Below are 20,489 nucleotides of genomic sequence, written 5' to 3'. Positions count from 1 at the left end.
GAGGTGGCTAGGGAGGGAATCGAACCCCCGACACGAGGATTTTCAGTCCTCTGCTCTGCCAACTGAGCTACCTAGCCGTTGTCGAAAATTTGATACTACGCGGCGCGGCCTGCGGATCAAGTTTTTGCCACCGTCGGTGCGGTGGTAGTGCGATGGTATTCCTTGTATTGGTAATACGGGTAGTCGGAGCTTCCCATCTCGGCGCAGTTGTAGATCAGGCCGCGGACATTGACACCGCGCACGGCCAGGAGCTTGAGGGAGCGGATGAACAGTCGCGCGGAGGTGAAGCGTGCGCGGACCACAAAAAAGACGGCATCAACCAGAGGCGCCATGGCACTGGAGTCGTCGGCTGCCAGAACCGGACAGCTGTCGATGATGATGTAGTCGTAGCGGTCGTGGAGTTGCGACACGAGCTTGGAGAAGTTTGCGCTGGGCACGGGTTCGGTTCCCGCCGCGAGGGCCTTTCCACGCGGGATGAAGGAGAGATTCGGGATCTGAGTGGACACGACAGCCTTTTCGTAAGTCGATTGCTCCTTGAGTATCTCGGCCAAACCCGGCTCGCTCTGCACGGCAAAGTGGCGATTGAGGCGGCCTCGACGAAGGTCCGCATCGACCAGCAATGTCTTCGACCCTGCGAGCGCCATAGTGACGGCAAGATCCATCGCCAGCGTGGATTTCCCCTCGCCCGGGATGGCGCTGCTGACGAGAAAACTCTTCGGGTTGTAGTCGCCCGCCGGCATGAAAAGGATACTGGACCGGATGTTGCGGAACGACTCGACGAGAATGTGGCGCTTGTCGTTGGTCTCGAGCACTTGCATTTCCGAGGCTTTGAGTCGCGGGATAAGGCCGACGACATCAAGCTCGGAGTGGGCCTCGAGTTCCGAGACGGAAATGTAGCGGTCGTCGAGCTTCCCGATGAGCAGAAGAATGCCGAGTCCCACCGCAAAGCCTCCCAGACCGCCCATGAGCAAGGCGCGGCCGAGATCGGGTCGCACGACCGATGGCGGCGTGCCGTATTCCATCACCATCACGACGTCCTGGTCGATGTTGCGGTTCACATCGACACTCTGAACGCTGGCAAGCAGCTTCTCGTAAAGGCCCTTGAGTCGCTCGACCTTGCTCTTGAGGCGCTCGTATTCGCCAAGACGGCGGCTGAGATCGAGGGCCTTGACCTCCCACTCTTTGACCGATGCCTGGATGTTTTTGATCTGAACGCGGAGAGAGTCCATCTGCGAAGCAAATTGCTCTTTGGTTTGTCCCTGGAAAATTTCCATGAGCCGTTCTTGCATGGCTATGCGCTGGCTCAGCTCCGCCATTTTCGGGTGGCGGGGCTTCAAATTGACCCCCATTTCGACAAGTTGCGCGCGCAGAAGCTGGAGTTCCTGGCGGGCCTTGAGGTAGTCGGCCGCCGGTCCGAATCCGCGCATGATCGAGTTCATGCTCTCGGGCTCGTTTTTGGCCATGGCTTCCACCCTGTTCTGGCGCTCGAGGTTTTGTTCGAGCGAGAGCGTCTCGAGCAGCTGATATTCGGTGTTGAGATTGGCAAGTTGCCGGTTGAGTTGCGCGAGGTATGTTCCTGCGCTGTTGCCTTCCTCCTGGAGAAAAACGACGTTGTTTTCCTTCTGCCAGTTGAGCAGCTCGTCCTCGGCTTTGCGCAAATTTTTCTCCAAATCCACGACTTGGTCGGTGATGGCGCTCAATGTGACGTCTGATTTGTCCGAGCGCATTGATTTGCGGTAAGCGATGTATTCGTCCATCACCGCGTCGAGGTAGGCTTTGGTCTGCTGGGGCTGCAGTCCTTGCGCCGAGACGGCGAAAATCGAGGTCTTCGGCAAAATGCTGGCGAAGAGTTTGACCGGGACTTTTTCCAAGTTCGGATTGAGCGCCATCACGCGGGCATCGGCGCGGCGGGCGACTTCGCTGCTCTGCAGCAATTCCAGTTGCGTGCCGAAAAAGTTGGCTGCCTCCTCGTTGTAAACGGCGCCTTCGGGCAAGGCGATTTTGCCGGACACCATGAGACGTCCGTTGGACTGGTATTGCGGGGGCGCGCTGAGCACCATCCATGCCTGCAGGCCGAGGCCGATGGCGGTGGTGAGGAGCGGGATCCACCACCAGTTTTGCAGCATGTATTTGTAGCGCTGGAATGTGAGCTGCAGGATTTCGGCGCGCTCGTGCTGCTGCGCGCCTGCCGGCGTGGTGATATCGGAGTAGGTGGCGGGCATGACGCTAAAAATTGATCATGCGCTCGGGCACGACGATGAGATCGTTGGGCTGAACCTCGACATCAAGTTCGGGACGACCTTTGTCGATGATCTGCTTCACATCAACGATCATGGTTTCCGTGAACCCGTCGGGCCTTGTGCGCGTCAGTTTCACTTTGCGCTGATTGGAAAAATCTGCAAACCCGCCAGCCCGAAGAATTGCTTTACTGACGGTGAAGCGCTCGTTGGGAGGGATGTCTTGAGGACCGGCGCCGTTGACAGCGCCGGTGACGTAAATGCGCCCTGGCGAACGCTGACCTTCCATGTCGAGACCGATGATCACCGTGGCATTGTGATAATAGTCGCGCTCGAGGAGACTCTTCACCTCGTAGGCAAGCGCGCGGGGCGTCTTGCCGGCGGCGCGCACGCGGCCGATGTAAGGAACCTCGATATCGCCCGAATCGGTGACCTGCAGACTCACGGCGGGATCCCGGTCCTCGACAATGCGGAAGTTGACCACGTCGCCACGCGAGAGCGGACGCCCGGAGTCGAGGACATCCATGGATACGGTGGCCGAGACGGCAGCCATTCCAGCGCGGGCAGGAGGCGTCTCGGGCATTGGCGGCGGCGGCGTGCCGACCGGCGCACTCGGGGCGAATTGCGGGGTTACGTTTTGCTGCGCGAAAACGCCCGCGGCAGGCAGGGTCAGCGCCGCGGCGGCGAGAACAAGGCGCCAGCCGAAGCCGACGCGAATGCGCTTTTTGTGCATGGATTAAAAATGGTAGGTCGCATTGAGACCAAAGCGCTGTTGATTGTATCCGTCAAATGAAACTGTGGAACCTTTGGCGATCACGCCGTAGTAAATGTTGAAAACCCAGTGTTTGGTGAGCTGGTAGCTGAGGGAAAGCGTTCCCCCCACGCGGTTGAAGTCCTCTGAGTTCGGGCCGGGCGACTCCACGCCATCTTCGTAGAAGGCGGCCCCGCCGAGCGACCAGTCCTTGAAGAGCAGCCAGTTGAAGCTGTAGCGCACGAAGAAGAGCTGGGCGTAGTTCGACTCCACACTGGGAATAGCCTCGAGGCCGGTCGTGACGCGATGGCTGAAGAATTTGTTCAGCGTGTGGTCGAGGTTGAGGTAGTAATAAGGATTGCTGTAATTGCCCGTATTGAGAGGGTTGTTGCTCTCGTTGAAGTCGGTGATTTGCCAGCCGACGCCGGCCATCCAATCCACATAGCGGGAGATGTTGCCCGTGGCAAAAGGCCCGAGGGTATAGTTCACATTGTTGTTCAACGCGTTCGAACCGGGCGCGGAGCCGGCTGTATATACGGAGAATGTGGCGGAGCCTTCGAGGCCGAGGCGCAAATAAGGAAGCACAAGGAAAGATGCGTTGCCGAAAACCTGGTTCGAGACGCGGTTTGTGTAATCGAAGGTCTCGTTGATCGCGTATTGGATAAAGTTTGAATATCCAAGCCCCAGCTCCACGTCGTTCAAATCCCAAAGCAGGTCGATGCCAGCCGTGTTGTTGAAAATGGCGTAGTCCGTGGCGTTGGAAACCGTTGCGTTGTCGATCGGGTTCACGGAGATGCTCGGCCGCTCGAACAATGTGATCATGAGGTTCGCCTCATTCACGTAGATATTGAAAAAGAACTCCGTGCCCGGATCGATGATCAGGGTCTGACTGCCCAAATCGGGATTATTCAGATAATACTGCCAGCCGAGTTGCACGTTCATGCGCAGCTTGTTCATCTTGGTGATGGGCCAGTAAAGCCCCACCCCCACCCTCGGTGTGAAGACGAAGTCCGCGATGGGATTTTCCTCGGAGAGATTGACGTTGGTGTTGTATTCGGCGCCCACCCCCGCATTGAAAAGCATTTTGACCGGCCCGACTTTTACGTTGTAGCGCGAGGCTGGGATCGTGGAAGCCGCGATTGGATTGGCCCCGCGCTGCATGCCCAGCGATGGGCGGGCAATGTCCTGTGCGAAAGCCGGAACTGCATAAAGCAGAATTGCTCCAACAAAGAAACAGTTGCGGACAGTGGTCATCACAGGAGGTTAGAGCACTCTACGGGGCAGTGAGGGCAACAAGTATTCTCATAGGAATTTGGCACCCGACACAAGAGCAAAAACAAAATTTGTGTCGAGCAGCTGGCGGGCGGAGCAAAAGCCTCACGGCAAATTGGGAATCAAGGTAGCAGGGCGACTACGAAGACCATCGAATCCCCCAGCATCACTCCACGGGAGCGACCGGCATGGGTTCTGCGGGCGGCACGGCCGTGTCGTCCGTCGCGCCCTCATGCAGGCGCGCAACGAGGCGTTGGTTCCACCACCCAAGAATCACCAACGCGGCGAAATAAAGCGTGTAGCGGTTGACAGAAATCGGCCCCGCAGTGAAGTCCAACCGCCCCACGGCATCGAGCAGTGCACCCCAAAACATGGGGGCAAAGCCCAAGCCGAGGCCGGAAACGACGGTAAACAGTGCAAAAAAATGGTTGCGTCCCATCACCGGGACACTGCCCAGCAAAATGCGCGTGCTGGAAACACCGAAAATCGCACCGGCCACGCCGCCCAGAAGATTCAACGCCCCGACCAGCCAAGGCCGGCACGGAAGGATACCGCCCGCGAGCAGCAGCCATCCCGCGATCACGGCAATCATCAAATGCATGGCGCGGCGCAGCCACGGCTTGCTTCCGGTAGCATCCAGGCTCGGTGCCGTCACGGCCAGCCCCGCGAGTGCACCGGCGAACGAAAAACTTCCCAGCAAAAGGATGGTGCTTTCCGCGAGCTTGGCCCGGACGATCTGGAACTCGACCGTGAAAACCCCGAGGCTGCCGATCATTGCCGCATACATCGTGCTGAACCAGAGCAAGCGGGCGAACGGCGGATAACGCAGCATCGCAGCCCACGGAACGGCGATACCCGACCGGCGCATTTCTTCGTGCGAATGGGCCTCGGGAATGCGGCGGATGAACCACAGGCTCACGAGAGCGGCAACGAAGCCGATTCCGAATACCGCTGCGTATTCTCCATCCTCCACAGATCCCGCCATGATCCACGCCGAGACTAACAGCGCTGCAAGGCACCCGAGGTGCATGAAAGCATGGTCGCGCGAAAGAAACCGTCCGCGCATGTTTGCGGGCACGAGAACAGAGATCCACGGCAACCACGCGCCCGCAGCGAAGTTTCGCAGCAGGCTGAAAAAGAAAAGCGCACCGAGCAGCAGCGTGAGCCGCCAGCCCGCGCTCAGACCCGGCACCAAAGGGAGCAAGGTGACCGCGAGTGTGAAAAATGTGCGTGCGCCCCACCCTGCCAACACGAAACGCTTGTAGCCCGCGCGGTGCAGGAAGCGCGCCGCGACGAGTTGCAGAACCGTCAGCAGTGGCGTCAGCGCCGCGATGGTTCCCAAGACAAACGACGAGGCGTGCAGCGACTTGGCGAAAAGAATAACCGGGCCGCCGAGGATAATCTGGAACGAGAGGGCGTTGAAAAAACTGAAGCCGTTGACATTGAGCGAACCCGGCGGATAACCGGACGTGCCGAAGAAGCGCATCGCGGCCGAACCTCCGTCAGGCCTCCGCCCGCGGCTTCAAGTGCGGGAACAAAATGACTTCGCGGATCGAGTCCGCCCCGGTCAGCAGCATGACCAGCCGGTCGATCCCCATGCCCATGCCTCCGGCCGGAGGCATGCCGTGCTCGAGCGCCTGCAGGAACTCCTCGTCGATCTTGTGCTGTTCGCCCCCGGATTGCTCGAGCAGCCGCTGCCGCTGGATCACCGGATCGTTCAACTCCGAATAACCGGGCGCGATTTCCTGCCCGTTCATCACGAGCTCGAACACGTCGAGCACGGAGTCGTCCTGTGCATTGGCTTTGGCCAGCGGGATGAGTTCCTTCGGGCAGTGGGTGACGAACACCGGATCGATGCTCTTTTCCTCGACCAACTTCTCGAAAACATGCTGCGTCACCTCGTAATCCTCGGTGCAGTGCGAGATGTCGAGGCCGAGTTCCAGCGCTCGATTGCGCCGGCCGGACGCGTCGCGCGCAAACCAGCCGGGCTCGGCTTCCTCGACCAAGTCGCGGTATCCAGCACGGCGCCAAGGCCGGGCTAGGTTGATCACGCGCGCCACATCGCCGTCGCCGTCGCGGTGTTCGATTCGCAGCCCGCCGCAGACTCTCTCGGCCACGCGACAGACGAGTTCCTCGACCAGTTCGGCCATCATTTCAAAATCGGCGTAAGCCCAATAAGCCTCGAGCATGGTGAACTCGGGATTGTGGCGCCGCGACACACCTTCGTTGCGGAAGTTGCGATTGAGCTCGAACACTTTGGTGAAGCCGCCCACAAGCAGGCGCTTGAGGTAAAGTTCCGGCGCGATGCGCAGATAGAGATCCAGACCAAGCGCGTTATGGTGTGTCTGGAAAGGATTGGCGGCCGCCCCGCCAGCCACCGCCTGCATCATCGGCGTTTCCACTTCGAGAAAGCCACGCTCCTCGAAAAAGGCACGGATTTCGCGGATGATGGCGAATCGCTTGCGGAAGATTTCCCGCGCGTGCGCGTTGGAGATCAGATCGAGGTAGCGCTGGCGGTGCCGCGCCTCGACATCCTGCAATCCGTGCCACTTTTCCGGCAATGGGTGCAATGATTTGGAGAGCAGTTCGAATTTATCCGCCTTGAGCGAAGGTTCGCCGGTCTTCGTGGTGAAGCATTCGCCTTCGACGCCGACAAAATCGCCGATGTCGAGCATGCCATAAACCGCGAGCCCCTTGTCGCCGATCGTCTTGTCCTGAAGATAGACCTGCATCCGCCCGCTATGGTCGCTCAAATCGAGAAAGTGGCTCTTGCCCATGTCGCGGCGCGCGGTGACCCGGCCAGCCAACCGCACCTTCCTGCCCTCCGAGAACGAAGCACGAACATCTCCCACGTCGCCCGTGACGGGAAATGCCGCACCGTAAGGCCGCATGCCACGGGCTTCGAGTTCCTCGCGCTTTTGCAGGCGCACTGCAGTCAGACTGTTTGCATCGCTCATCAGAATGGAAAGGATGCGATCGCCCGAGCCCGCGGGCCAGACGAAATTGCAGCACCGCACGAATCGGCGCCGCCCCGGACGGCATCTCGCAGCCACAAAAGACCTGCATTCCTTGACACACGCAATGCTGCATTTAGCGTAGCCGGTTTCATGACGTCATCCGGCGAGAGCAAAACCCGCCCGCCGCGGCATGCTTGGAAAAGAAACCCCGTCTTCCGCTTCCTCGCATCGCTGCAACTCGCCGTCATCCTGCTGGCCGTTCTCATCGTCATGAGCATCGTCGGCACGCTTGCCGAGTCGAAGTTCGACGCCGACACCGCGCGCACGTGGATTTACGAGGCGCCGTGGTTCAACCTTTGGCTCGCTCTTCTCGCGGCCAACCTCGCTTGCAGCGCGCTGATGAGGTGGCCATGGAAAAAGCACCAGACCGGATTTCTTTTGACCCACTTGGGCATGATCGTAGTGATGATCGGGGCCGTGATCGGGCAGATCTGGGGCATCGAGGGCACCATGACGCTGTTCAAAAAATCGCCTCCCGACAACGCGCTTGTGCTGCAAAAGCGCCAGATCACGATCCGCGATCCTGATGCGCGACGTGCGGTCATGGTCCAAATCGGCCGCCAACCGCTGCGCGTGCGCGACGGCCGCCCCGTCGAGTTGTGGACCACGCCCGGCGGATGGAAGGTCGAGGCGGTGGAAAGCTCGCACCGCTTGCTTTCGAAGTTCGAGCCCAGCGCTTCGCCGGACGGAAAAGCGGCGGCCTTGGTCCGTCTGCAAACCAAGGCCATGGGCCAGACCGTCGAGCAATGGTTGCTGGCCGGCAATCGCGATCACTCGCGGCTGGATCTCGGCCTGGTCACCGTTGATTTCACCGACTCCGACTCGCCCGCCCCCGCCACAGGCGCGGCCAATCGCGCCATTGTTCGCACCGAGCGCGACGGATCTCTCGCCGTGGAGATATTCATCCGCGGACAACGCCTTGCGCAAAAAACGCTCGTCGCGGGCCAGCCTCTCGCCACGGGCTGGGCGGATTGGACGATCGAAGCAGTGAAAACAATTCCATCAGCCGTTCCGGGATTCCGTTTTGCGCCGGTTCCGGAAGGAGAGCCTGCACCCGCGGGCCAATCGCTTCTCGACGGAATTCTCGTGCGCGCCTCGCAAGGCGATCGCAAAGTCGAGCAATGGGTCGCCTCGGGCTGGCGGGCAAGCCTGCCGACGGGACAATGGCCGTTGGAAGTCGCCTACGGCTGGGAGGTCCACCGGCTTCCTTTCGGGCTGGTGCTCGAGGACTTCGTGGTTGAGCGCAACGAAGGCACGGACGAACCTGCGTCTTTCCGCAGCGATCTTGCCATGGTTCTTCCGGACGGAACGGTGGCAGGCACCGGTTCATGCTCGATGAACCAGCCTGCCAATTACCCCGACGCCTTGTGGCGTTCCCTTACCGGGCTGACCTACAAAATTTCGCAAGCCTCTTGGAACCCGAACGATCTCACACAAAGCTCGGTGCAGATCCTCCGCGACCCGGGCTGGCTGCCGAAATGGACCGGATCGCTCGTGCTTTGCACCGGCCTGGTGCTGATGTTCGCCCTCCGCCGGCCCACCAAATCTTCCGGCGCGTCCGGAAGCGACTCTTAATGACACTCAACGCCATGAGATACACTGCATTAATCATCCTCGCCCTCGCCGCCGCGACCCATGCCGCGCCCGTCAACCTGCGCCCGTGGGAACCGATCATCGTGCAAGACTCGGGCCGCAAAAAGCCGATGGGAACCTTCGGCCACGAGGCGCTGGTCAAAATTTCGGGGCGCGATCCGGTGACAACAAAAGCCGGCGAGAAAGTCGGCGGAGACGAATTCGCCATATCGATTTTTTACGCAACGCGTGATTGGGCGGACGAACCGCTGATCCTCATCTCCTACCATCCGCTCGCGAAAAAGCTCGGTCTCGATCCCTCGCGCAAAAGATTTTCGCGTCGGGAAATCGCGGGCGCGGCCAAGGAACTCGAAACACTCAGCCGCGAGGCCGTGGCCATGCGTCGGGCCAATCCCGAGGAGCCACCGCCGATGGTCAACACCGAGGCCCAGACGGTCCTGCAGCGCCTGGCCGTGTTCGACGCCCTCGCCGACACATCGGCCTTCAAATTCGCTCCGCCGCCCCCAGGATCCGCACCCGGCACGCCATGGATGGGCCTTGCCGAGATGGCCGCCGCCTACCCTGCAGAAAAGAGCATGCCCGTGCTGCAGAACCTGCGTGAACTCAACAGCGCCATGCAGAATGGGGACGACGCGCGTTTTTCCGATGTAGCCTCACATCTCCAAAGCGACCTGCGTGCGCTCAACCCGGAGCTTTATCCGTCCACCCGCGCCATCGACCGCGAACTTCTCTACAATCGGCTCAAGCCGTTCGACTCCGCGATGTGGCTTTTCGCGGCGGGAGGCTTGCTGCTTGCCGCCGGCGCGAGGCACGGCTGGCGGCGCTGGCCGCTGCGCGGGGGTGTCGTGGCAAGCGTGCTGGGCCTCGCGTTCATGTTGGTTGGCATCACCTTGCGAGTGCTGGTCGCCGGACGTGCCCCGGTCACCAACATGTATGAGTCCGTGATCTGGGTCGCCATGGGCACAGTGCTTTTCGGGCTCCTCTTTTACGCTGCTTACCGCAACCGCCTCATGCTGCTGAGCGCGCTTCCGGTGAGCTTTCTCGGACTGCTCCTTGCCCGCAGCCTCCCTGTCGCCATGCCCTCGCGACTCGATCCGCTCGTCCCCGTGCTGCGCGATAATTTCTGGCTCACCGTCCATGTTCTCACCATCACCTTGAGTTACGCGGCATTCGCCCTCGCGCTCGGCTTTGCCCATGTCGTTCTGTGGCGCTACATCCGGCAACCGCGCACAGCTCCCGCCATGCACAACCTGCACACGTGGCTTTACCGGATGATGTTTGTCGGCCTCATTCTCCTTGCCGCGGGCACCATCCTCGGAGGCGTATGGGCCAACTACAGTTGGGGCCGTTTTTGGGGATGGGACCCCAAGGAAACATGGGCCCTTATCGCGTTGCTCATGTATGTCGTGGCCATCCATGGCAAAATGGCCGGATGGTGGGGCGACTTCGGCATGGCCGTGGCGGCAGTGGTCAATTTCAGCGGCGTGCTCATGGCATGGTATGGCGTCAATTTCGTCCTTGGAACCGGCAAGCACAGCTACGGATTTGGAGTCGGCGGCGAAGGCTACGTGATTCTTTTTATTGCCGTCGAAGCCGCCTACCTAGCCCTTGCCATTGTCCGGCACCGGCGCGCAAGAAACCCCGCAACCGCACCGGCCTGAGCAAACATCTCGCGCCTTGCCATACGACCCGCACCGCGCCCCTGGGCCATCCCGCAAGGTTGTTGGGATAGGTTCTAATTGCCAAACGCGCTTCGAAGGGGAATATGAACACCATGCGAAAGCTGCTGTTCTTGGCGTGTAGCGTCTGGATCGGGGCACTGCCCCCTTACCTGCTGCGGGCCGAAGATATTGCCATTCCCTACAGCGGCGAGGCGCAGTCGCCATCATCGACCATCGAACCCGCGGCACCGACTCCTACTCCCGCGCTCCCCGCACCGCAACTGCACCCGGGCGGACCCATGGCAAGCCCCGCAATCAATAAGTCACCGGAATATGCGGAGATGACACCCTCGCCTGCCGCTTCCTCCGAATCATCCGGGAAACTTGTCCGTCCCGGACTTTTCAACTCCGTCTATACCAGCCAGAAGGTTGTCGCTCTTACCTTCGACGACGGGCCGCACGGTCAACTGACACCCAAGTTGCTCGACATCCTCCGCGCGGAAGACGTGCCCGCGACATTTTTCGTCCTGGGAAGCAATGTGTCAGCCTACCCCGATATCGCGCGGCGCATCGTCAACGAGGGTCATGAGATCGCCAACCATTCCTGGGATCACCCCAGCCTGCCCAAGGTGAGCGCCGAGCGTTTGGACCGCGAGATACGCCGGACATCTGAGATCATCGAGCAAACCACTGGGCAAAAGGTCACCATCATGCGCCCGACTTACGGCGCCCTGAACGAACGCGTCCAGCGCTCCCTGATCAACGATTACGGCCTCGATGTCATTCTTTGGTCGGTGGATCCGCGTGATTGGAAACGTCCGGGCGCTGACGTTGTCACGCGCCGCCTTGTCACCGGCGCCCATCCCGGCGCCATCCTTCTCGCGCACGACATCCACCCGGGGACGATCGCCGCCATGCCGCAGACGATCTCGCAGCTCAAGGCCAAGGGTTACCGCTTTGTCACGGTGAGCCAGCTTCTTGCGATGGCCGAGCCACCGCCGCCGCCAACACCCAAACAAGACAAGACCCGCGATACCGCTCCGCGCAAACCGGGGCAGCAAACCCCTGAAGCGCCGCGAGAGGGAAAAGGACAGTCATAAAGACTGTCCGCTCCGGCAGCATCCACAGCCATACCATGGCTATAGCGGTTCAAGAAATGATGTGGCCACCGGCTTGTCTCCTACCCTGAGGCGACGCTGCCGAATGTGGCATTGGCATCCCTGCCAAAGAAGAAGCCAAAGCCATCGGCTGGAAGCGCGATGCCACTTCTGAGCACGCGCAGCAGATGGCGCAACGGCTACAACTTCTACAAAACCGATCTATTGCGATGTGATGCTCGCCTCAACGCGGTAGAATCGGCTTTTGACACTTCCGGCATCTGTGTCGGTCACAGTCTTGCTGATGCCATCGCCGGCGACAGGATTGCCGACAATACCCGTCCAATCCCCGGAGATCAGACTGTCGCGGTATTTGACCGTGTAGGTGCGGCCAGCCTTCGTCGGGAATGTCACATGGAAGCCGTTTGCATCCCTGACCATCACAGGCTTGCCGCTGCCCGCGTCTTTCGGATCCGAGCCAAGCACATATTCCTGTTTGTCGGTCAGTCCGTCATTGTCATAGTCGCCGGTCCCATCACGGATTAGATCGCCGAAATTGTCGCTTTCCCATTGGTCCGCCAGTCCGTCGTTGTCAGCGTCGGTGGACACCCCCTGATCGAAACCGAGGGTAATGACAGTATTGCCGGTGATTTCGACTTCGACCTGCTGCGTCTGCGCCTGGTTGCGCAGGTTGACGGTGGTGAAACCGGAATCATCTTTGTCGGTCGCGGCACTGTTGATCGAGCTGCCGGCTGACGTTTCGACAAACGCACGGACGGGGCCGTCAGCGGCGTTGTTGAGCAGGTTGAGGCGACTGCTACCTACAGTCGAAGTCTCAAGGTTAGCCTGTCCGTTCAGCATCAAGTCGAGCAGGTCCGGTGCAAGGCCGAAGCGGACATAAAGCTTGTTCGGTCCACTCAGACTATAGGCGGCCGTAAGGTTGCCCGTCGTGGCATCGGCCAAGGTGATCGTCTTGCTAATTCCGCCCTGCGAGAACATCCAACCAGCGGCGCTCGCTGTCGGGGTCACCGTGTATTCCGTATTAACCGCAGTGCTGCTGCCAGCGGTGCCCGTGACGACCCACCAGTCTTTGAACCCGCTAGTGCGATAGGCATTTATGGTGGTGGTCCCTGTGACGAAGTTGCTCTCGCCTTCATCCTCGGTGTCCGCATTGCTGTAAGAGGCAAAATTTCCGGCCACCTGCCAGACATTGCCCGTGGCGCCATCCCGCAGCCATGCTGCCGTCATGCGTCCGCCTTTCTTCTCAAAGACGGCAAACACCCGGCTGTTGTAGAGCAAGTATTCACTCGCTCCGTCCAGATCCACATCCTCGGACGATGCGCCGAGGCTTGTTGGGGTCGCGTTGGCCGCCCAAATCTGGACGCGCCCGTAAATGTTGGCGAATCGGGCCTGCGCTTGGGTGTTGCGGACAAAGTCTGCCAACTTCTGTCCCGTGTCGGTGTCGGGATAAATATAATCGCCCGAGCTGAACTTCGAGAGGTTGTTATTCGTGGTATTGTGGAAGGCCGTCTGGAACATTGAACCGTGGATCACAGCTGCGGCGACTTGGCGGAGGTTGGATCGGTAGGCACTGTTCGCCGCAAGCCACGCTTGGTTGGCATGACCGCTCACACCAACTTGACCGAACGCCTCCGTCGCACCGAATGTCCTGTTCTTCAAACCTTCCTCGCTCGACGACCCGTGATACCAGTTGTCGTAGCTCCCCTGGGTGGCGTGATCGATCCAGTCCTTGGAGGTCTGTGGCAAGATCTGACCGGTGCCTCGGAAGACGGTGCTCCACTGGGTGTATGTATTTCCTGATGTCTCTGGGGTTCGGCCCGGATAGCTGATCTCTTGTTCTGCAATCTGCTGCGCGGTGACCACGCGGACCCACGGACGACTGGAGAGCCAGCGAACGTTGCTATCATAGCTCGTCGCCTTGGCATCGGTGGAAAAGTCACCCAGATCCTTCCACATCACCACGACCTGATCCTGAACATTACTGCGCGATCGGCGGGAGAGAAGCTGACGCACCGGGAGACTCGATCCGTAGTCCAACGTCTGCTCGAGGTAAGCGGAAGTCACATCGTGAATCGGGAAGATTTTCATCCCGTTGACTTCGTTGATGCAATAACCGTCGGTGCCTAGCGCGGGAGTCCGGCCAAACCATTTGACGAAGTGCTTCATCTGGTCGGCAAACACATAGCGATAGCCCATGCTGTAGATCGTCTCGAGCGACACACTGTCGAGAACACGTTCCGGCGCCCAGAATATGGAGCGCGATGCGACAGCGTTGCCATTTCCGTAGATGGCATCAAGGAACTGCTCAGCCAGTTCCTTGTTGGAGTTGTTGAATTCCTGCAGGAAATATTTCGGAATGTGGTCGGAGAAGCTGGACCCGAGCAACGAAACACGCCCCGTCGCGATCAGGTCGCGAAGCTTCGCGTTGAATGAAGGCCCATCATTGTTCGGCCATGCGCCCGCACTCGGATTGACCGCCCACTGTAGCGCGGAAGCGAGGGTCGGCGTAATGTGCAGCGTGAGCGGTGCGTTGTAGGCCTCGTGCGTCTGCAGCAACCGCGAGTAGCCAACCGGAGGCGTTCCGCTGCGGATCAGCGCCTGCGTGACACTGGCCGGTTGGATCGTCTGGTTGCCGTGAGCCACGAGCATGACCTTGGCCGACTTGTTGCGGTCGTTGAATTTACGGTTGTTGATGTTGCCCTGCGACAGATCGCGGCCGAAGTAGTAGCTGAGCTTCTCGTTGAGTTGGATGTTATCCTGATCCTTCCAGTAGTCCGAAGTGATCCAGTCGTCCGAGACGGTATCGCGGATATCATTGCGGCCGGCGATATCACCGGTGCCGCCGGCCTGGGTGTTGGGCTTGGTCGTGAACACCTGGAAATTCAGCGTGTTCGGGTCGCCCAGCCACCCGGCATCGATCAAGCTCTGCCGGTCGATGGAGATTTCGAGGGCGTCGTAAACGCTGGACCAAGCCGCACGATTGAGTCCGGGTGCGCCGAACGGGCGGGTCTGCACACCGAAGGCCGCCCCGGGATCTTGGTATTTGTCCTGGGTGTTGTTGGTTCTTTGGCTGTCCGTGAACACCGTTCCGAAATCGGTGGCATAGACTGCAACCACAGCCTCCCAACCCATCTCGGTGGCGATGTCCACACCGTTGGGTAGAGCGCGTTCGCCCGCCGCAGGGTTGCCCGTGTCGATCACGATGTAGGCGTCGACCTCGCCCTGCTCGGCGTAGGCCGCCAGATCGAGGAAATCGATGCGGAAATAAACCCGGCCGTCTGCCTCACCTCCGTCGCGGAAAGAAAAGGCTACGATGTCGCGCGAATTATCAGTGTTGTTCCAAGAGCGGTAGACATCCGCCCCCTGGCTTCCACCCTCGTTGTATTCATCAAGGGCGAGGAGATCCGTGTGCGTCCAATCCGTGAATTGGCCGATGCGGATGGCGCCTTCACCGACACCCCCGCCACCCGGGTTGTTCGGCTGATTCGGGTTGGTGCCGGCGGCCAATTCGTCGATATTTTTCACTCTATCGCCGTCCGGATCACCATCCGCGCCGCTGTTTGCATTGCCGTCATTCAGCGCGGCCGTCCGGTAGCTGTCGGTGCCGTTGTCGAGCAGATCAAGACCGAACTGATCCTCCCAACCATCCGGCAAACCGTCGGCATCGGTGTCTTCGTTGAGCGGATCCGTTTCAGTCCACGCCTCGCCGGCGTCATAACGGCGATTCGTATTGGTATCACCTTCGATCAAACCGTTGCAGTTTTTGTCTTCGCCGTAGCCGTCCTTTAAACCGTCGTCATCGGAGTCTGCCTTGGACGGACTGGTTTCGGCCCAGGTTTCGAAGAAATCGATGATGTTATTCGGCCAGTCGCCTGGATTCGGCCGCTCAACCGTGTATTGCGAGATCGCGGCGGCGAGAGGGAGCGCTTTGCCGTCGCCATCTGTCCACCCGTTGATGTTGGCATCTTCGATGCCGTCAAGGATGCCGTCACCATCCGTGTCCGCGTTGGTTGGATCGGTGACGGTTCCCGCAGCTTGGCGGGTGCGGAGGTCACCCTGACTCCGGTCGCCGACGCCTGGAACTGCTGCAGCGTTTTCAACCACAGCATAGAGCGGCGGATCGAGATCCCCGCGGAAGTTAGGCACGCCGTCGCCGTTTGTATCGATACTCGTGTCGGTCGGAGGACTGATGGCACCCCGCCAACCGACCTCCAAGCCATCCGGCAGGCCGTCGCCGTCACTATCCGGACTCGTCGGCAAACTGCGACCGGTGGCGTAGTAGAGATGCACGTCACCGTTGTTGTAATTCTCCGCAATTTTTTCGGGGGGCAGAGGTTTTTGGTTTGTCTCGTCGATATCGATCAGACCGTCGTTGTCGTCGTCATTATCGGTTGTCCCGTCGGCATCGACCACTTGGCGCAGGATGACTCGGGCATTGCGCGAGGTGCTGTTAGTCTGTCCATTCAATACGGTCGTTGCCGTAATGGGATAAGTCCCCGGAGCCGTGATGCTCCAATTGTATTTCCACGTGTTGGCGGTGGCCCCCGGCACCACGGGAAGAGCGTTGTTGGTGGCAATGCCGTTGAGCGTTGGAGCAGTCACCACATTCGTGCTTGTCTCGACCCAAACCTCATAATCAAGGGAGTCCGGACCGGGAACATCGCGCAGTATGATTTCGGTCGGTTTGCCATCGGAGCCGACCTCCGTCGGACGGATGATGCGGATGAAGGGTTTGGTGCTCGGATTGGCGGTGGCGAGCCGGACTGCTTCGAGCTTCAGGCCGCGTTTTGCCGTGTCCGGATGATCGTCGGGAAAAGCATAGACAACTTTGAGCGTGTGGAGGAAGTCGGCGATGCCGTTATACATGTTGGGCAGCGGGACGGCCAACTCGTGGAACTGGTCGTTGACGTCGTAGCTGATGATGAAATCGGACCGGCTCTGCGCAACGGCCCCCTCGGAACTGCCCGACGAACGGCTCGCGATGGTGAAGGTGAAGCGGTCCTTGAGCTGCTGCTCGCTGATGCCGTTGGCCAGTTCCTTCGTGAAGTAGACTTTCATCGTGTAGTTGTCATCGACCCGGTTGCCATCGCTTTGGGGCCAGGCGATCATGACACGCTCGTCAGGCCCGCGCGTTTGCACGCTGCGGGTCAGCTCAGTCACGTTGGCGGACCCGGGTGACAGCGTGAGATCGCGCGAGGAGGAGGCTTCGAGGAGACGGATCTTGATCGTGCCCTCGCCGCTCGCCGGAATGTTGTTGTAGCGGAATCGCCATTCCTTTTGCGTCACACCCTCGGGCGCAGTCACCTCGGTCGCCTTGGCCCAACTGTCGGACAAGGATATGTCGTAGATGCCGTTACCATTGACGTCGGTGAAATCCTCCGCGGCATCACGGAGGCCGTTCTGGTTGGCATCGTCGAACGGTTCGAATCCCGCGCCGTTGCCGTTCAACTGTTTTGTCGCGCTGTCGTTGTTCCGCGCATCGGAGTCGTCGATGTGATACCAGACCTCTTCCACCGTGGAGTCCGTGCGGATCACCAGTTCGTAGCTTGACCCGCCGACCGTGTCGCCGTTGTTTGCGGGCCAGGCAACCGTGCCCTGCGGCGGCAGCGCGTCGTAGTAAAACGTTTGGACGAAGGTCTGGTAAAGGGGGGCAGCATCCAAGGAGCGCCCGCCTTTGCCTGTCGGCAGAAACGCGCGGGCGCGCATGACGTGGAAGCCCTCCGCAAGACCGGTCCTCATGGCCCAGGGCCACTTCTCATAAGGCTCTCCCAAGGTGGGCGCGCGAGCGTAATCGTTGTGGGGGAAGTGCTGCACATTGGCGGGGTCGAACTCAGCGACCCGGAAAGTGGTCAGCATCTTCTTTTTATAGGTCACGGAGTCCAAACTGCCCGGCCACCAAGATGGCGTCTCCCGGTTGGTCGCTTTTTCCGTCCGATAAACGCCGATCTTGTAGCGGACCTCAGACGAAAGGAGGCTGCTAGGCAGGTTTGTGGCGCTCCACCAACTTCCCGGATCGTTTCCCGTTTCGTCGTGCCTGAAATCGAACTCGGCAACCCTTGTCTCTCCGCGACCAATGCCGCCCGCTCCCTCGGGGTAAGACGCCCCTCCCGTCGTGTAATAGACGAACATTTTGTAGCCACTTCCGATGTTCGTCGGCGTTTTGGCCCACAGCACCATATTCGTGCCGACAATCGAACCAAACTGGGGGCTTCCAACTCCGTTAGTTCCAGCCGGGCCACCCACAATGTTGGTCGGACTGTGATAAATCCAAGAAACGACGTTTCCGTTTTCGGAGGAGAAATTGTTTGTGAAGGCACCATTTGTCGGGCCTAGGTTCACACTGTAACTTCCGTCCGGAAATCTAACGTAGGTTTCAGCGCCCGGCGAACCTATGCGACTGCGTTTGGTATCCTCGGCCGCGAATTTTTCCGGGTGCTGCCGGTCGATGAAGGTCGGTTGCTCATAGCCGAGGTAGACATCAGTGCGGAGTCCGGGAGGATTGTCGCGTTGGGCCGGATCGGTGCCGAGACCGGTGCCATTGAGATCCACGCCACCGTCGAGTTTGATCAGGATGTTCTCCGCCGATCCGTCGGCGCGCGCGAGGATGGTGAGCGGCGTGTTGCCTTTCACCACGGGCACGCTCGTCTGATAGGTGTAATCAACCGGCGTGGCATTGGTCGGATAACCGCGATTGGCAAGACCGTAAGGATTGAAACTCTTGTCGCCGTCGCGTCCATCTTTGCGCGTCACCGTTATCCGTGGAACCTCCTGGAGTTGGCCTGTCGATGCATTGGCCTGGTAAAGCGTGATCGCGGCATCCGGCCACAGCGTGGACAATTCGGGCGTGCGGTAGCTGAAAAGGAAATAACCACCGGGTGGGACGGTGACGGAACCCAGTTCGCCCGCGAACTTGTAAAAACCCGTCATGCTCGAACCGCTGGGGCCCTCGGCGTATTGATAAAGCAATGCGCTGCCGGGGAAACTGGTGCTGATGCCACGCGCCTGACCCTGCGCAGTGTTATCGTTCATCATCATCACCATGGTAATTTCCTCGGCCGCGTTGGCACTGCGCACCGAGCCATCCGGGTTGCGGTTGTCGCGGCGCTCGAAGGCGAGGTAGTCGCCATCCGCCCAGCGTCCCTGCTGCAGACCGCGGGCGAAATCGTTGTGCAGCTTCAGGATATTCGGGATGCGCGGATCGCCGAACTGGCCGAGATAGGCGGTGTTGGCGTGGCGCGGGAAAGCGCCGCCTGATTCCCCGAGGGTCTCGGCCTTGTTGTAGCCGTCGGAATAAATCAGCCCCATGCCCTCACGGGTCATGTAGAACGCATGTTGCCATTCTTTCTGCGCGGCGTAATCGCTGTCGTGGCTATTGGCATGGGTCACACCGAGGCTGGCGGCAAAACCGCCCGCGCCGGGGGCGTCGAGTCCTTGCAATCCAGACCACATGTTGCCCAGAACACCGTTGAGCTTGCTGCGAAGATCATTGTCGACCAGACGCATGCCGGCATCCCAATAACCTCCATACCCGGGCGGTTGCCCGAGGTGCTCACCGAAGACCATCGCATCGTCGCGGATTCGTTTCTCGTCGAACACCGAATCGCGATGGTTGGCATCGCTGAAACCGCGTGTGCGGTTGAACTGCCATTGCACGCCGCCCAGGTAGCCGGCGTCGCTCGAGTCTTTGTCCGCACCCGTTTGCTGGCCGAAGAAATAATCCGGCACGTGCTTCACGGCGTCCAGGCGCAGGCCGTCGGCCTTGGTGCGGTCCATTTTCCAACGGACAGCGCGGATAAGGTATGCGCCTACATCTTCCACGAACGCGTTGTTTGTGTTCGCCAAAATGTAGCTGCGCGCTTTGAGACGAACATCTTCGTTGCTTGCGCTTAATCCGAGCTCCGCTCGCGCCTGATCGATCAGCACGCCAAAGTAGGCTTGATTGCCGTCTTTGTCTTTGTCGTATTGCGCAGGGCGCTCGAGATCGCGGATGAACGAATACTTCGGATGCGTCGAACCCTCGCTCGTGCCGAAATTGGCGTTTGGCGTCTCGTGAGCAATGTCTATTAGGTCGGCGAGACCGAGATTCTGCACCTGCCAAGCGCTGCCCCAATCACGCGTGTTATCCCACTTTCGGTAAAAACCGTCCTCGGTTTTGCGCAAATGAAAATCCTCCGGCACCATCCCCGGATAAACGTCGATCGCCGTGTTTTCGTTGTAGCCGGGCACGTCGAAAGCCCGGTGGTTCATGATGTTGTCGAAATAAATGCGAATCCCAAAACGGTGAGCGGTCTCGACCAGTTCGAGCAATTCAGCCTCCGTGCCGTAACGCGTGCGCACGGTGTCGCGCTGGTTTTTGGAGCCAAGGTCGAACGGATCCCACATGTCGTAACCGACAGAAAGACCACCCGACCCCTTGGTCGGTGGCGGCAGCCAAAGCGAACCGTAGCCCGCCTCGGCCAGTTCGGGCATTTTTTTTGTGACCTCGGCCCATGAAACATTGAACAGTTGCAGCATCGCCTCGGCACGGGCGGACGGCGGTTGACCCCCTGTCAACAGGAGGCAACCGGCAACAAGGGCGACCAGACGCCGCCAATGAGCGCGCGGGGCAATCATCTGGGGATATGTCATTCTCCCGCAGGGGTTTCTGTTGTCAAGGGTGCGCCTCATGGGTTTGAGAGATTTCCAAGGCAGAGCAGACCCCTGCTTCTCTGTTAATTTAGACACTCGTTTGAGAACCCCGTTCAGGAAGAAAACAGAAAAAAGTCGGAGCTGTGACTTTTTGTTTACTCATATGGCGGCAGTCGCGCACCCGAGAGCGCTTGGATCGCCGGATAGCTTGC

8 protein-coding genes and 1 tRNA gene are annotated in these 20,489 nt (G+C 59.8%); 2 read left to right on the top strand and 7 right to left on the bottom strand.

The features are described from left to right. Position 1: 1 nt before the first annotated feature. The 6 genes from FGM15_01465 to lysS all read right to left on the bottom strand — a co-directional run bounded on the left by FGM15_01465 (position 2) and on the right by lysS (position 7,217). A tRNA-Phe gene (locus tag FGM15_01465) sits at positions 2–77 on the bottom strand. 39 nt (positions 78–116) lie between these two features. Beyond that, a complete protein-coding gene (locus FGM15_01460; GenBank protein MBU3664534.1) occupies positions 117–2,222 on the bottom strand; it encodes a polysaccharide biosynthesis tyrosine autokinase in 2,106 nt (701 codons plus the stop codon). A 4-nt stretch (positions 2,223–2,226) separates the two neighbouring features. Then, a complete protein-coding gene (locus tag FGM15_01455) occupies positions 2,227–2,970 on the bottom strand; it encodes a hypothetical protein (GenBank protein ID MBU3664533.1) in 744 nt (247 codons plus the stop codon). Positions 2,971–2,973: 3 nt separating this feature from the next. After that, entirely contained in the window at positions 2,974–4,242 is a 1,269-nt protein-coding gene (locus FGM15_01450) for a hypothetical protein (GenBank protein ID MBU3664532.1), read from the bottom strand. A gap of 184 nt (positions 4,243–4,426) precedes the next feature. Then, on the bottom strand, positions 4,427–5,746 hold the full coding sequence (locus FGM15_01445) for an MFS transporter (GenBank protein ID MBU3664531.1): 1,320 nt from the start codon (positions 5,744–5,746) through the stop codon (positions 4,427–4,429). Positions 5,747–5,762: 16 nt separating this feature from the next. After that, complete coding sequence (gene lysS / locus FGM15_01440) at positions 5,763–7,217, bottom strand: lysine--tRNA ligase (protein MBU3664530.1); 1,455 nt, start codon at positions 7,215–7,217, stop codon at positions 5,763–5,765. A 1,388-nt stretch (positions 7,218–8,605) separates the two neighbouring features. Between lysS and FGM15_01435 the strand changes: the two genes are divergently transcribed. Together FGM15_01435 and FGM15_01430 are read left to right on the top strand one after the other, a co-directional pair. Further along, the gene (locus FGM15_01435) at positions 8,606–10,531 is read left to right on the top strand and encodes a hypothetical protein (protein ID MBU3664529.1); all 1,926 of its coding nucleotides are present in this window, start codon (positions 8,606–8,608) and stop codon (positions 10,529–10,531) included. A 104-nt stretch (positions 10,532–10,635) separates the two neighbouring features. After that, positions 10,636–11,631 (top strand): polysaccharide deacetylase family protein, encoded by a 996-nt coding sequence (locus FGM15_01430; GenBank protein MBU3664528.1) that lies wholly within the window; start codon positions 10,636–10,638, stop codon positions 11,629–11,631. A gap of 219 nt (positions 11,632–11,850) precedes the next feature. Here the strand turns inward: FGM15_01430 and FGM15_01425 are convergent, their stop codons facing one another. Beyond that, on the bottom strand, positions 11,851–20,316 hold the full coding sequence (locus FGM15_01425) for a hypothetical protein (GenBank protein MBU3664527.1): 8,466 nt from the start codon (positions 20,314–20,316) through the stop codon (positions 11,851–11,853). Positions 20,317–20,489: the final 173 nt, after the last annotated feature.

The sequence above is a fragment of the Chthoniobacterales bacterium genome (genome assembly GCA_018883245.1).
In the GTDB taxonomy this organism is placed as follows: Bacteria; Verrucomicrobiota; Verrucomicrobiia; order Chthoniobacterales; family JACTMZ01; genus JACTMZ01.
This window is presented reverse-complemented; position numbering and strand designations above follow the sequence as displayed.